Source organism: Halobacteriovorax sp. DA5, assembly GCF_002903145.1.
Classification (GTDB): Bacteria; Bdellovibrionota; Bacteriovoracia; order Bacteriovoracales; family Bacteriovoracaceae; genus Halobacteriovorax_A.
Map to the genome: position 1 here is coordinate 257,015 of NZ_PPDJ01000008.1, position 13,625 is coordinate 270,639.

12 protein-coding genes are annotated in these 13,625 nt (G+C 35.3%); 7 read left to right on the plus strand and 5 right to left on the minus strand.

Annotation, left to right across the window (positions count from 1 at the left end):
* Positions 1 to 22 precede the first annotated feature (22 nt).
* Together C0Z22_RS12035 and C0Z22_RS12040 are read left to right on the plus strand one after the other, a co-directional pair.
* Positions 23 to 1,579, plus strand: a complete 1,557-nt coding sequence (locus C0Z22_RS12035) for a hypothetical protein (protein ID WP_103218619.1) — start codon at positions 23 to 25, stop codon at positions 1,577 to 1,579.
* A gap of 41 nt (positions 1,580 to 1,620) precedes the next feature.
* On the plus strand, positions 1,621 to 2,124 hold the full coding sequence (locus tag C0Z22_RS12040; protein WP_103218620.1) for an outer membrane beta-barrel protein: 504 nt from the start codon (positions 1,621 to 1,623) through the stop codon (positions 2,122 to 2,124).
* A 63-nt stretch (positions 2,125 to 2,187) separates the two neighbouring features.
* Here C0Z22_RS12040 and C0Z22_RS12045 read toward each other — a convergent pair whose 3' ends face one another.
* Positions 2,188 to 3,366 (minus strand): patatin-like phospholipase family protein, encoded by a 1,179-nt coding sequence (locus tag C0Z22_RS12045; RefSeq protein WP_103218621.1) that lies wholly within the window; start codon positions 3,364 to 3,366, stop codon positions 2,188 to 2,190.
* Between the two features lie 78 nt (positions 3,367 to 3,444).
* On the opposite strand from C0Z22_RS12045, the gene C0Z22_RS12050 reads away from it, so the two are divergent.
* The 4 genes from C0Z22_RS12050 to radA are packed head-to-tail and all read left to right on the plus strand — an operon-like array spanning position 3,445 to position 8,496.
* On the plus strand, positions 3,445 to 3,759 hold the full coding sequence (locus C0Z22_RS12050) for a hypothetical protein (protein WP_146037886.1): 315 nt from the start codon (positions 3,445 to 3,447) through the stop codon (positions 3,757 to 3,759).
* The gene (locus C0Z22_RS12055; protein WP_103218622.1) at positions 3,731 to 5,218 is read left to right on the plus strand and encodes a hypothetical protein; all 1,488 of its coding nucleotides are present in this window, start codon (positions 3,731 to 3,733) and stop codon (positions 5,216 to 5,218) included. Before C0Z22_RS12050 ends, C0Z22_RS12055 begins: the two co-directional genes overlap by 29 nt.
* Positions 5,219 to 5,248: 30 nt before the next feature.
* Positions 5,249 to 7,126: an NAD-dependent DNA ligase LigA gene (gene ligA, locus C0Z22_RS12060; protein WP_103218623.1), complete on the plus strand. Its 1,878-nt coding sequence runs from the start codon at positions 5,249 to 5,251 to the stop codon at positions 7,124 to 7,126.
* Positions 7,126 to 8,496 (plus strand): DNA repair protein RadA, encoded by a 1,371-nt coding sequence (radA, locus tag C0Z22_RS12065; RefSeq protein WP_103218624.1) that lies wholly within the window; start codon positions 7,126 to 7,128, stop codon positions 8,494 to 8,496. The genes ligA and radA overlap by 1 nt, the downstream gene beginning before the upstream one ends.
* An 11-nt stretch (positions 8,497 to 8,507) precedes the next feature.
* Here the strand turns inward: radA and glpK are convergent, their stop codons facing one another.
* Both glpK and C0Z22_RS12075 read right to left on the minus strand, forming a co-directional pair.
* On the minus strand, positions 8,508 to 9,986 hold the full coding sequence (gene glpK, locus C0Z22_RS12070; RefSeq protein WP_103218625.1) for a glycerol kinase GlpK: 1,479 nt from the start codon (positions 9,984 to 9,986) through the stop codon (positions 8,508 to 8,510).
* Positions 9,987 to 10,024: 38 nt separating this feature from the next.
* Entirely contained in the window at positions 10,025 to 10,243 is a 219-nt protein-coding gene (locus C0Z22_RS12075) for a hypothetical protein (RefSeq protein ID WP_103218626.1), read from the minus strand.
* Positions 10,244 to 10,296: 53 nt separating this feature from the next.
* Here C0Z22_RS12075 and C0Z22_RS12080 point away from each other — a divergent pair, with 53 nt between their 5' ends.
* On the plus strand, positions 10,297 to 10,860 hold the full coding sequence (locus C0Z22_RS12080; RefSeq protein WP_103218627.1) for a TlpA disulfide reductase family protein: 564 nt from the start codon (positions 10,297 to 10,299) through the stop codon (positions 10,858 to 10,860).
* Here the strand turns inward: C0Z22_RS12080 and hutI are convergent.
* Both hutI and hutH read right to left on the minus strand, forming a co-directional pair.
* Positions 10,853 to 12,079 carry an imidazolonepropionase gene (gene hutI, locus C0Z22_RS12085; protein WP_103218628.1) on the minus strand — a complete coding sequence of 409 codons (1,227 nt, stop codon included), beginning with the start codon at positions 12,077 to 12,079 and terminating at the stop codon, positions 10,853 to 10,855. The genes C0Z22_RS12080 and hutI overlap by 8 nt on opposite strands.
* The gene (hutH, locus tag C0Z22_RS12090) at positions 12,079 to 13,617 is read right to left on the minus strand and encodes a histidine ammonia-lyase (RefSeq protein ID WP_103218629.1); all 1,539 of its coding nucleotides are present in this window, start codon (positions 13,615 to 13,617) and stop codon (positions 12,079 to 12,081) included. The genes hutI and hutH overlap by 1 nt, the downstream gene beginning before the upstream one ends.
* Positions 13,618 to 13,625 lie beyond the last annotated feature (8 nt).

A 13,625-nucleotide genomic window follows, 5' to 3' on the forward strand; every position in this document is an offset into this window, starting at 1 on the left:
TAATGATGCGAAAATAGAGCTAATGATTATTAGGTTTATTTGTATCTTTATTTCTTTATTAGTAGCTAATGCTTATGCATTAACAGGCGGAGATATAGTTACTCTTAAGCCAAAGAAATTTGACCTTAGAGAAACATTTGAACTTCACAAAAAATTTGTTCCTCCTATTGCTTATCAGGGTGAGGTGGAAACAGATGAGATTGTATTAGCAAGCTCAGGAGTACAAAAAGGCGCTAAGGTAAGTGGCAATATTAAAGAGAGTGATGATCTCGTCTTTTTTTCCTATGGTGCTCAAGACGCTAAGAAAGATGCAACTGCAAAAACTCCACAGTTTAAAGCACCAATAGTTAAAGGTGTATCTAAACAGGCTTTAGGGCCAAAGAATTATAAGCCTGTAATTGATTTCTCAAGCTTTATTCAGTCAGCTGCTCGTAAAAAGAAAGCGGTTTCTAATTTTAAAGTTAAGTTGCGTGAGTTTGGCGAGAAGGGTATTTCGAAAAATAATCTTACAGATTTTGATTTAGTGCCTACATATAATTTAAATGAATTATTTACTGATTCTGGAACTGGAGAAGTTCTAATTCCGATATCTAGTGACGATAGTTTTTCTACATTTAGGGGCTCTATTGCCGCCAGAGATATAATTAGAACAAATTTTGAACTTAGTGCTCGAAGCGAAACGACCTTCGATATCCCTGTAATCAATTCTGATTATCTACGTAAGATCTTAGAGAGAAACAAAGTAAAAGAGCATAGTGGTGCACATATTCTAGTTGATTTAGGTGATAAAATAGATACTTCCACCTTTATGGGATCCTTTAAGAAAAAAGTATATCTCGATCGAAATTTCAAAGAAGTTGATCCTGGGGATTCATTTGTTTATGAACTCTATCTTGATGTTGAATTGGGTAATCACTTAATTAAGTATATGGATTTCAAAGGCAAAGTTGCGCAAAAAATTATTCATCTTGTTCAAGATGAAATTACTTACGAAGCGCCATATTTATTAGATGCAAAGGCCATTAATTTTTCTGTTTATGAAGAAAATTTGGCGGCCAAGACCTTACAATCAATGAACTTGAACGATAGCGATATTCGCTATTTTAATCGTGAGATCACTGCTTCTAAGGTAGGACTAAATCGCTATAAAATTCTTACCCCATTGCGGGACGCTAGTTTTAAACACTATATTGAAGTTGGCAAAGAAACTTCGGTCTTTGTTGGCTTTAATGACATTAAGAAGGTGGTGATACCTTCTATTGAATATATCGATTATTTGAAGGAGCTATTTCAAAACCGGGCGGATAATGGAGCTTGTGTTATTCAAGTTAATTTGAATAAGCCACTCGTCAGTTTTGAAGCTTATATTTCTTCGATAAGTCCATCAGGATCATATGATTTTTATTATATGGATAAAGATGGAACAGTTAGTGCTGAAATTACAGGCTTAACGGAGAAGGTTTTTATTATTTCTCATGATTATGGAATTTTGAATACGAAAATAGATTCTGGGGAAGGAAGTATTCAATACACGCAAAGTTTCTGTACTGAAGGTTTATATATTATTGAAAATATCTAGTTTGAGAGAATATTACTAGATTTATCTTATGAGGAGATTGTATGAAAAAGATTTTAGTTGCAATGATGATTATGATTGCTGGTTTCCAAGCGCAAGCTGGAATTTATGTTGAGCCGTACCTAGCGTATAATATTCTAGGTGATACTGATGGTGAAGATACAACTGGTACCAATATTGGTGGCCGCCTAGGTTATTCACTTCCTATGCTGGTAAGTTTTGGACTTGATTACAATATGGGTTCATATACTATTGATGGTGCAACAGGTGATGTTGATGCTGATACTACTAATCTAGGTGTTTTCGTTGCTGTTGATCTTCCAATTCTTTTAAGAGGATATGCAAGTTATTACTTCTCTTCTGATATTGAAGCATCAGGAGCAAGCTTTGATGGTTCGGGAATTGCTGTTGGTGTTGGTTTTACAATGCTTCCATTTGTTTCACTTAACTTAGAGTACCGTGCTATGAGTTACGATGGTGCTGGTGGTTTCCCAGACTTTGATGGAAAAGAAATCTTAGTTGGTGTTTCACTACCACTTGATCTTTAATTAATAAAAGATTTTAAATATGAAGGCCCACATTAGTGGGCCTTTTTTTATTTCATTGAATTTTTAAGATTCGTATTCTTTATTATTAAATATTTCCATCGTTCGCTTGTAGCCAGCTTCAAGCATCTTAGTCATCTTCTTTGGATTTAAGCTGAAGATATCAGCGAAGAAGAGGTTGTAGTCATCATGCTTAGGAAAGATATCGATGAGTTTTACATCAGGATTAAAGTTTAGTTTTCGCTCAATAATTGATGTTATATGACGACGTTGTTCATTACTAAATTTTTCATTGAGCATATACTGATTTACAGTATCAATAATATCCTGTGCGGCTATACGTCTTGCTCTTGAATCAACAATTTTCTTTTGAATCATTAAGTAAATAGCCTGCGTACAAATGGCAGGAAGGCCATAGTTAGCAAGGGAGCCAATTTCATCTTGATAGTGATAAGGCGTATGGGTCCAGCTTGAAATGATATATTCACAACTATTATCAACGGCAACGTGAGTTGAAAGTGTTTCACGAATTTCACCATCAATATAGAAATCTGTCGTATCTGTAACAGTGTTATGAATTGGATAAGGCGTATAGAATGGCGGTACACTCATTGAAGCAGTTGCAGCCTCAGCAATTGGTATATCAGTATAGTAGTGTGCCGTCGGATCATGGCTAGGATTAGGGTAATTATAGCGAGAAAATATTGTCTTTCGCGAATTATCTAATTGTGTTGCAATGATAAAAAGATCCGCATCATAGTCATCGAAATTGTTCGATTTTATTACGTTTTCAATTATGTAGTCGTGCAGTCCTGTTGTGGAAAATAGTCCTGAGACTGTCATGATTGGTTTCAAAAGACTTTTGATAACAAGTGGAAAACCATCCAGTGGATCGTAGAGATTCGGATGGTGAGGCTTTAGACTAGGTCTCTTTAAAGAGAGCATGTCCTTATATGTAATTGGTTTCAAACCTGTTTTGTTTTTTTGAATAAAAGCTTCAATAACTTCAAGTGGTGAGTGACCCGAGGCTAAGAAGAGACTAATTAGAGCACCTGCACTTGAGCCAACATATGTTGATATTTCGTAATCTGGATTTACATCCGAATGATTGTGCTTAAATGTGAAACCAAGATCGTGAAGGGCCCAGCTTACTCCAAGGTGCCATGCGGCAGCCTTTACGACACCGCCAGAGAGAACTAAGGCAGTCTTTTTATTCCTGAAGTTTTCTATATCAACTCTGTTCATAAAAAAATTATACTCGAAATACGAATTTATGTATTGATAATTTTTGGCAAAGCACGTCAAGTTGGTTAAAATTAAGAAATGATTTGGATGGACATAAATGACTATTCATTGTTGAAGGGAATCTCAATATCAACAATTCGTCGCTACATAAAAAGAGATAAATTAATTTGGAAATTTGATCAGGGTAAATATCTGATTCAAATGAACGAGTGGGAATATAACGATTCACTAAGTGCATCGAACGCCATCGTATACCTAAAGCGTTTACAAGAAGAACATGAACTTCTTAAAAAAGAATTAATTAAAACCAAGCAAGAAAATAATGAATATAAAATGCTCGTAGATCTCTACGAAGGTCGTCTCAATGAAAACAATCAAATTACTTATAACTAGTTTACTTCTCATTTTAGCAGTTGATACTTTAGCTGCTCCAAGTGCTCGTCGTTGTATGATCCTACCTGTTAGAGATTCTGTCGGTGGCGCTCTTGGTTATGAAGTCTTTGCTAAAATAGAAGGTTATTTGAAATCTTCTCGTTGGTGTTACTACCAGTACAACTCTGAAATTATAAATATCTTATCAAATTATAAAAAAAATCTTGATGCAGCTTTAGAGAACCCAAAGGTTTTAAAACTTGTTTCTGAAAAAACAAATGCAGGTTCATTAATCAAGGTTAAAATAGAAAGTCTTCCAAAAGGTGTTGCAGTAAATATGCAAATCTTTGGGGCCAATGGAAAAGATATCTACTTCAATGAAAAGATTGAGCTTAATAGTGATGATCCAGGACTAATTGCACAAACTGCAAATAATTGGCTTGATCAATATGAAAAACAAATCCCATATGATGCCCGAGTCTTAGGTGTTTTAGGTCAGCAATTTTCAATTGATCTCGGTAAAGATGCAGGAATTTTTACTGATTATGAAGTAAAAGTTGTTCGTCCAATGCGCCGTCGCAAGCACCCTCTTTTACAAGAGGTTGTTGATTGGGAAACGAAAACAATAGCAACTGGAAGAATTATTCACGTAGGTGAATCTTTATCACAAGTAAAAGTTTTACGTTATGAAGATAAAAGCTTAATTCAAGCTGAAGATTGGGTATTAATTTCTAAGAATACAAAAGATTCTGAAAAAAGAGACTTAAAGTATGATCCAGTCGAAGGAAATGATCGTACTTCTTCTTTTGGAAGATTAGGGGAATTTGGTCTTGCTCTAAAAATTGGGACAGGCTCAAATAATAACTCATCAATTTCAAATGGTACAAAATCAATTAATGGTGTGGACTTTGCAATTGCCTTTGACGGTGAACTTTGGGTAACGAGAAATTACTGGGTGGGCTTAGAGTTAGAAAAAGGTTTTGGAAAGTATTCTAAGGATGCTGGAAATCTTGTTTCAGATTCTAATTCAATGGATTCTTCTCGTTTTAGACTTCTATTTGGATATAAATACCTTCCGATGGGCTTTTTCTATGGGCCACAAGTCGATGTCTTTTTTGGTTATGGATCATATACTCATGGTTTTGATAATCAAGTTGCAGATGGTTTCACAGAAATTAATTTTAGTGGCCTATTAGTTGGTGCAAGAGCAAGTATGCCTCTTATTCGCGGTGTACGTGTATATTTTCAATTCGATTTCATGCTTGATCCTGGATACGAAGAAGATGTTTCGATCTTTGGTAGTGCAAAAGATACGAGTAACTTTCACGTAGCTGCAGGTGTCGAGTATAAGTACGGACCAAATATTAATCTCTATGGTGGAATTGACTACCTAAGTGATAAAGCTGAATTTGCAAGCGATGGTACGAAAGTAACTGTTAAAAACACGGCCTTAAAGGGCGGAGTGAAGTTTGCGTTCTAAAAAGACTTTCTAAAATTAGACGAGAATAAAATGAAGCGTATAAAAGAATTAGCAGATCAAATAAAGATCCATAAGGCATTATACTATGCTGGTAAACCAGAAATTTCTGATAGTGAATATGACAAATTAGAAGATGAGTTAAGAGAACTTGATCCCGAGAACTCTGTACTTAATTTAGTAGGCTCAACTATAACGTCACTTGATAAAGTGAAACATGATAAGAAAATGTTATCACTTGGTAAGACTTATAAGATGGAAGAACTGATTTCTTGGGCAAAGGAATACGAAGTTTTAGGAATCTATAAGGTTGATGGTGTTTCTTGTTCGCTTATCTATGAAGATGGTCATCTAGTTTTAGCAAAGACTAGAGGTGATGGAACTTATGGTGAGAATATCACTCAAAAAGTTCAATGGATGAAGGGTGTTCCTGGATCCATCTCTATTAAAGAAAGAATAGAAATTAGAGGTGAGATGTATTGTGATGAAGAATCATTTTTTCACCTTTCTGAAACGATGGTTGCTCAGGGATTAGAAAGGCCATCTTCTCAACGCAATATCGTAGCTGGGCTTGTTGGACGTAAAGAAAATATTAGTCTTTGTTCTTTTATAAATTTTAAAGCATTTGATTTAATCGGCATAGATTTCGATAAAGAAAGTCAAAAGTACGAGACTCTTAAAAAAGAAGATTTCGATATTCTAGAATATACACTGATGCATACAAAGAAAGATTACGAGTCTGCAATTGAAGACGCAAAAGATTTCATGGCCAATGGTGAATATCTTATTGATGGACTAGTCTTTGTATATAATGAAATTAAACTTCATGATGAACTTGGAGAAACTGCTCATCACCCTCGCTATAAAATGGCATTTAAATTTGAAGGGGAAACAGTACAAACAATTCTTAAGTCGATAACGTGGCAAGTTTCTAGAAATGGAATCTTAACACCTGTTGGTGAAGTTGAACCTGTTTCAATTAGTGGGGCGGTTGTATCCCGTGTGACATTACATAATTATGGAATGGTAAAACAACATAATTTAAAGGCCGGAGATAAAATTGAAATTATTAGGAGTGGAGAGGTAATTCCAAAGTTTTTACAAACTATCGAAGAATCTGAAAATGATTTCACTATTCCAGAATGTTGTCCTAGTTGTGAGTCAAAAGTAATTATCGAAGATATTCGCTTGTTTTGTAAGAATTCTGCATGTCCCGCTCAAGTAAAAGAAGCGATCTTAAATTTTATTCAAAAAATTGGAATCGATGATTTAAGCTCAAAGCGTCTTGAAGAGATGATTCGTAAGAAATTAGTTATGACAATCGAAGATCTCTATAAGTTAGAGATGGATCAACTTTTAACTTTGGATAAAGTAAAAGATAAGTTAGCAACTAAACTTCTAACAAGTATTGAAGGATCAAAGAAAGCTGATTTGATTACATTTATATCAGCTCTCGGTATTACTGGCGGAGCCTATAATAAGTGTGAAAAAGTTGTACATGGTGGGTTTGATTCAATTGAAAAACTTTTAAATATGAATGCAGATGAACTTGCAACTTTAGAAGGGTTTGCAGAAAAATCTGCAACAACTTTTGTAAACTCACTACAAGAGAAGAGAGATTTAATTAATAATTTGCAAGAATTAGGTTTCACATTTGAAGTAATTGAAGAAGAAGTTGGTACAGGATTGGCTGGTTTAAAAATTTGTATTACTGGTTCTCTATCACGTAAACGTAGCGATATCGAAAAAGATATTAAAGCAGCTGGTGGTACACCAGTTGGTTCAGTTAGTAAGAATACAGATATTCTTCTTACAAATGAAACAGAAGCTAAATCTTCTAAGTATAAGAAGGCATTAGATTTAGGTATTTCAATTAAAACTGAAGATGAAGTAATGGGAATGATTAGCTAATGGCCAAGAAAAGTAAAAAAGTTTTTGAATGTTCGAATTGTGGATTTCAAACTGCAAAGTGGATGGGTCGTTGTACTGACTGTGGTGAGTGGAATAGTTTTGTCGAAGAAACATTTACTCCAGTACAAGAGAGTATAAAAGTAAAAGCCGTAGGTGAAACAGCACCAAAGAAACTCAAAGAAATTGAAGTTGAAACTTATAATCGAGTTAGTACTGGTATTGGTGAATTTGATAGAGTTGTCGGTGGAGGACTCGTTCCAGGATCACTTATTCTCATTGGTGGAGAGCCTGGTATTGGGAAATCGACTTTACTGACTGAAATGTTATCTAAGCTTTCAGGACAACAAAGTGATCAGAGCTTTCTTTATGTGAGTGGTGAAGAAAGTGAAGGACAGGTTGCTGGACGTGCTAAACGCATGGGCCTTAAAAATGATTCGTTTTATATTTATAATGAAACAAACTGGCAAAATATTTTAAATCAAATTAAAAAAATTAAACCACGTTTTATGGTTCTTGATTCAATCCAAACGACTACTTCTAGTGAGCTACAATCGCCTCCAGGTACTGTTTCTCAAATTCGAGAAGTTACCTATGAGTTAATGAATCATGTCAAAGCTACAGGGATAACTTGTTTTATTGTAGGTCATATTACTAAAGACGGTGCTATTGCAGGGCCAAAGATTCTTGAGCACATGGTGGATACAGTTATCTATTTTGAAGGTGATCAATTTGGTCATTATAGAATGCTTAGAGCAATCAAGAATCGTTTTGGAAATACAAATGAAGTAGGTATTTTTGAAATGCAAGAAGATGGGCTTAATGAAGTAAAAAACCCATCACAGTTTTTCTTGGATGATGATCTTGAGGATAGTTTTGGAAAAAGTTTAACTTGTATCAAAGAAGGAACAAGACCTTTATTTGTAGAAGTTCAAGCCTTAGTTGCAGAAAATAAATTTGGTAGTGGCCGTCGTACGACACAGGGACTAGATAATAATCGAGTAGCAATGATGGTTGCAATTATTGAAAAATATGCAAATATTCCAATGGGAATGAATGATATCTATGTGAATGTTGTCGGTAGCATGAAGCTTACAACACGTGAGTCAGACTTAAGTATTATCGCAGCATTACTAAGTTCTTATAAATCAAAACCAATTCCAAAAGATACTGTCTTTTTAGGGGAGGTTGGTCTTACTGGTGAAGTTAGGACTGTTCCTCATATGGAAATGCGAATTAAAGAAATGGAACAACTTAATTATAAAACGTTGGTTGCTTCACCGAAAGTAGCAAAAGACTTTGCTCAAAAATCAAAATTGAAAATTATTCCCGTAAGAAAAGTTACAGATATATTTAAAGTACTAGGGGACTAGCCCCTAGTATTTTAAAAATTAATTTGAATATATTTATCCCAAAGTTTCTTCTTGTAGTCGAAGTATTCGCTGTTAGCTGAAGAAGATTCGAAGAATGATTCTTTTTCCCATTGTTTACTAACATCATCGATTGTCATAAGACCTGCACCAATTGCAGCCGCGAGGGCCGCTCCGTAAGAAGTTGTTTCAATAACTTTTGGTCTTGTAACATTTACTCCTGAAATATCGGCTTGGATTTGCATTAGAAGATTATTTGCTACGGCACCGCCATCAACCTTAAATTCTTCGAGGTTACTACCCATGTCGCTTTTCATTGCTTTGATAAGATCATTGATACTTAAAGCGATTCCTTCAAGGGCCGCTCGACAGATATCGTTAGTGTCAGTTGCACGAGTCATTCCAATTAATGCAGCTTTTGCATGTGGTTTCCAGTATGGAGATCCAATTCCTGTGAAAAATGGAAGAAGAATGAGATCTCTGATTTGATTTAAGTCTTTGACTGCATTCGCCTTATCTTCTGTCTGAGCTGCATTATCGATAATTTGGAGATTGTCACGTAACCATTGTACACAGGCTCCAGCTATATAACATGAACCTTCAAGAGCGTAATATGTCTTACCTTGATACTTATAGGCAACAGTAGTTAATAGGCCATGTTCAGAGTACTTCTTTTCTTCCCCAGTGTTAACTAGCATGAAGGCACCTGTACCATATGTACATTTTCCTGTTCCTTTTGTGAAACATGCTTGTCCAAATAAAGCAGCTTGTTGATCACCTAATATTCCATTTATTGAAATACCATCTGGCAGAAAATCTAAACCTTTTGTTGTTCCAAAATCACATATTGATTCACATATTTCTGGTAAGTCATTTTTAGCAACGCCTAAAATTTCACAAAGGTTAGTATCCCAGTCACATGTATCTAAAGACATCAGAAGAGTTCTAGAAGCGTTAGATACATCTGTTTTAAATGAGTCACCATTAGTTAAACGGTAAAGTAAGAAAGTATCAATAGTCCCAAAACGAAGGTCGTGATTCTTATGTGCTTCTTTTACGTATTGATTATTATTTAATAACCAATGAATCTTAGTACCAGAAAAATATGGGTCGAGAGGCAGGCCAGTGATTTTCTTAAAACTGTCTTCGTGTGTCTTCATAGAATCGCAAAAATCTGCGGTACGACGATCTTGCCAGACAATGGCCTTTGCAAGTGCTTCACCTTTTCGATTGAATGCACATGTTGTTTCACGTTGATTTGTAATTCCAATAGAAGCAATGTTATTTGGATCAATATTATTTCTTTTAAGAACAGTTTGAACTGTACTCTTAACGCTCTTCCAGATTTCATCAAGATCGTGTTCAACCCAACCAGTGTTAGGAAAGTACTGTTTAAATTCTTGATTTTCTTTATCAACAAATTTGAAAGTTTTGGCGTCGATAATAGTAGCAGTGGTACCAGTAGTACCTTGGTCTAATGATAAAATATACATTTTTACTCCAGTATAAAGAGTTAAATAATAGTAAAAAGCTATTCAGTTAATTTTACACCGGGGTTGTGGCCTGGGTAATTACGCACGATGCTGTTAACAGCAATTTCCCATTGTTTTGCTAAAAATGAGTTACTACCCTTTAGAAGTGAAACCGATAGACCGATTAAGATAACAAGTAAAAAGATGAACTCGACAAAGGTTTGCCCAGCTTGATTAAGAATATTTTTCTCTAGCTCTTTGTCTTGTGTTTTTTGCATAGTGCAATCTTACCTAATTAAGTGTATAATACCATTCTAACTGGGGTTAAGAGTTGAGTATACAAAGAAAAAAATTTCCATATAAGATCATTCTGGTAGCTTGTGTACTGGTTTTAGGATCGTTATTTGTAACTGATGACAGTTTTACGACTGCTAAAGTTGCAGGTGTGGATGTTAAAAAGATTCAACATTATGAATCGATGCTCGTTCGACCAGATCTAAAATCAACTGAAGGCAAAACTTTTAAGAAAGAAGAACTTTCTAAAGGTGTTGTTATCCTGAACTTTTGGGCAAGTTGGTGTACTCCATGTCTTGAAGAATTTCCAAGTTTAGTTAGCCTACGTTCTGAGATCAAAGACCCTAAGCTAAAGATCATTGCAATTAATTCAGACGAAGGTCAAAAGCAGCTTAAGAAAATTAAAGATGTCGTTAAAAAGTATAAAGTTAACTTTGATGTTGTAAAAGATGGTCAAGGTAAGTTAACAGATGCATTTATGGTATCTGCCATCCCTGTTTCTATTGTTTACAAAGATGGCCGTGTCGTTGAAGTTGCAAAGGGTTCTAAAGACTTCAATTCGGAAGAATTCAAAGAAAAAATTCGCGAATGGCTTAAATAGAATTCTTATCTACCGCTAGATTTCGTCCCCAATTATAAGTAATTTCAGAAATCGTATTTGTTTTAAATATACTAAAACGAGGCTTAAATCTTTTTATGATTGCACCTTGATCATACTTTCCAACTGCAGCTGCAGCATTTAAAGTAATTCCGGCCCACATTTGAGTCATGTTAATTTTGTACATTGGTGCACAAATTGAAGCTAATAGTAGTAGGTTATCGCAATGGCAAGATCCTGGATTATAATCAGATGCAATTGCCAACTTACACCCACCATCTGCTAATTGCTTTGCATCAGCTTTAGGTTTTCCTAAGAAAATTCCTGTTCCAGGAAGTACTGTTGCAACTGTTTTTGATTCAGCTAATTTTTTAATTCCATCTTCGGTTGTACATAGAAGGTGATCCGTACTCAGAGCACCTAGTTCGCAAGCAAGTATAGCCCCTTTATTATCATTAAATTCATCGGCATGAGTCTTTAATGGTATTCCGTACTCTTGTGCAACAAGTGCAAGTTTTTTCACATCTTCAGAATCGAAATAGCCTTGCTCATGAAAGATATCAACACAATCAATAATATTAAGAGGTGCTACTTCATGAAGTAAAGGAATTACGATTTCATCCATGTATTTTTGTGTTGAATCGTAACTCTTAGGAAGAGCATGTGCAGGCATGAATGTATTAAAGATTTGTATATCAGGTGAAAATTCTTCTTTTAGTTTTGCAATTAACTTAGTCATTCTTAATTCACCTTCAAATGAAAGTGAATAACCAGATTTTACTTCAATTGTACCTACACCGTAACTAGCGATTCGTTTGATTCTTTCTCGACAACTATCAAGAAGTTGCTCATCACTTGTATTATTTGTCCCATTTGAAGTCGCAACAATACCACCACCGGCCTTAGCAATTTCTTCGTAGTCAGCACCATTAAGTCTCATTTGGTATTCATTGGCACGATTACCACCAAAAATTAAATGAGTATGTGAATCGACTATCTCGGGAGTAACAACATAACCTTCAAGGTCTTTTACTGTCTTCGCTTTCTTTAGATACTCTACAGGAATATTTTCGCTATCTCCAACCCATACGATTTCATCTTCTTCAAATACAATTGTACCATGCTGAAGTATTGAGATATCTTCAGCTAGAAGATTGCGGCCGTCTTTTTTTTGGGCCGCTTCAAGAGTTAGGATTTCGTTAATATTCTTGTAGATGATCATTATTGTAATTTTCCTGTATGCTTCTCAACTGCACGTAGTAATTCACCATTTGCAATAAGCGCTTCGATATTATTGATATCGCGATAGAAAACTCTATCTTCAACAATTTTATCAACAGACTTTCTGATATGTGAAATTAACTCTTCAATTGCAGGTGAAGATTTAAGAGGGCGATGAAATTCAATAGCTTGCGAGTTACAAAGTAGTTCAATTGCTAAACATTTCGTAGCATTCTCAATAACTTCATGAAGCTTACGTCCTGAAGTTACACCCATTGAAACATGATCTTCTTTATCTGTTGAAGTTGGAACAGAGTCCACACTTGCAGGATGACATAGGTATTTATTTTCTGATGTTAATGCTGCTGCTGTAACGTGAGCAATCATTAACCCACTATTAAGTCCTGATTCAGGAGTTAAGAAAGCTGGTAGATCAGAGAAAGTTGGGTTCATCATTTTCTCAACACGTCTTTCACTGATATTACAAAGTTCTGCTACACCAATTGCTAGATAATCCATGGCCATTGCGATTGCTTCACCATGAAAGTTTCCACCTGAAATAACTTCATCTTCACCTAGAAAGATAAGTGGATTATCTGTAACAGCATTAAGTTCAATTCCTAAAACTTCTTTTGCATGAGAAAGAGTTTGTCTAGAAGCACCGTGGACCTGAGGTACACATCTTAGAGAATATGGATCTTGAACCTTTCCACAATCAACGTGTGAATCTAGAATTTCACTTCCAGCGATAATATTATTTACGTTAATGGCACTTGCAAGCTGACCTGGGTGTGGTTTTAAACCATGAATTTTATGGTCATATGCTCTAAGTGTTCCACGAACACCATCAAGAGTTGTTGCTGCACAAATATCAGCAATACGAACAAGGTTTTCAGTTTTCTTAATTGCTAGCGCACCAAGTGCCGCCATAACAGCTGTACCATTTATAAGAGCAAGGCCATCTTTTGGTCCAAGAACTACAGGCTCTTTCCCAATATCTCTAATAGCAAAGTCTGAGCGAACTTCTTTGCCACCGTATATAACTTCTCCTTCTCCAATTAATGCAAGTGCAATATGTGATAATGGAGCAAGGTCACCTGATGCACCAACTGAACCTTTTTCTGGAACAACTGGAATAATGTCATTATTTAAAAATGCGATTAACATATCGACAGCTTCAATTGAGACACCAGAAAAACCTGATGCAAGACAATTTGCTCTAAGAAGCATGATTGCTTTTGTGATTTCTTTTGAAAAAGGTTTTCCTACACCAGTACAGTGTGAGCGAATTAAGTTTACTTGAAGTTGAGCTAGGTCTTCCTTTTCAATATACTTATCTGATAAAGCACCAAAACCAGTGTTAATTCCATAAACAGGCTTTGCTTTATCGACAATATTTTGTACGTAGGCTTTTGACTTAACCATATTTTCACGAGCTATATCACTTAGTTTAACTTTAACAGTATCTTTTTTTGCAAATGATACTTCGTAAATATCGTCTACGCTTAAGCTGTGTCCATCAATAATAATTTCTTTCATCTTTTTAT

Excerpts from the sequence above, each read along its gene's own strand:
- C0Z22_RS12035 (WP_103218619.1), top strand. The coding sequence starts at position 23 with ATGATTATTAGGTTTATTTGTATCTTTATTTCTTTATTAGTAGCTAAT.
- C0Z22_RS12040 (WP_103218620.1), top strand. The coding sequence starts at position 1,621 with ATGAAAAAGATTTTAGTTGCAATGATGATTATGATTGCTGGTTTCCAA.
- C0Z22_RS12045 (WP_103218621.1), bottom strand. The coding sequence starts at position 3,366 with ATGAACAGAGTTGATATAGAAAACTTCAGGAATAAAAAGACTGCCTTA.
- C0Z22_RS12050 (WP_146037886.1), top strand. The coding sequence starts at position 3,445 with ATGATTTGGATGGACATAAATGACTATTCATTGTTGAAGGGAATCTCA.
- C0Z22_RS12055 (WP_103218622.1), top strand. The coding sequence starts at position 3,731 with ATGAAAACAATCAAATTACTTATAACTAGTTTACTTCTCATTTTAGCA.
- ligA (WP_103218623.1), top strand. The coding sequence starts at position 5,249 with ATGAAGCGTATAAAAGAATTAGCAGATCAAATAAAGATCCATAAGGCA.
- radA (WP_103218624.1), top strand. The coding sequence starts at position 7,126 with ATGGCCAAGAAAAGTAAAAAAGTTTTTGAATGTTCGAATTGTGGATTT.
- glpK (WP_103218625.1), bottom strand. The coding sequence starts at position 9,986 with ATGTATATTTTATCATTAGACCAAGGTACTACTGGTACCACTGCTACT.
- C0Z22_RS12075 (WP_103218626.1), bottom strand. The coding sequence starts at position 10,243 with ATGCAAAAAACACAAGACAAAGAGCTAGAGAAAAATATTCTTAATCAA.
- hutI (WP_103218628.1), bottom strand. The coding sequence starts at position 12,079 with ATGATCATCTACAAGAATATTAACGAAATCCTAACTCTTGAAGCGGCC.
- hutH (WP_103218629.1), bottom strand. The coding sequence starts at position 13,617 with ATGAAAGAAATTATTATTGATGGACACAGCTTAAGCGTAGACGATATT.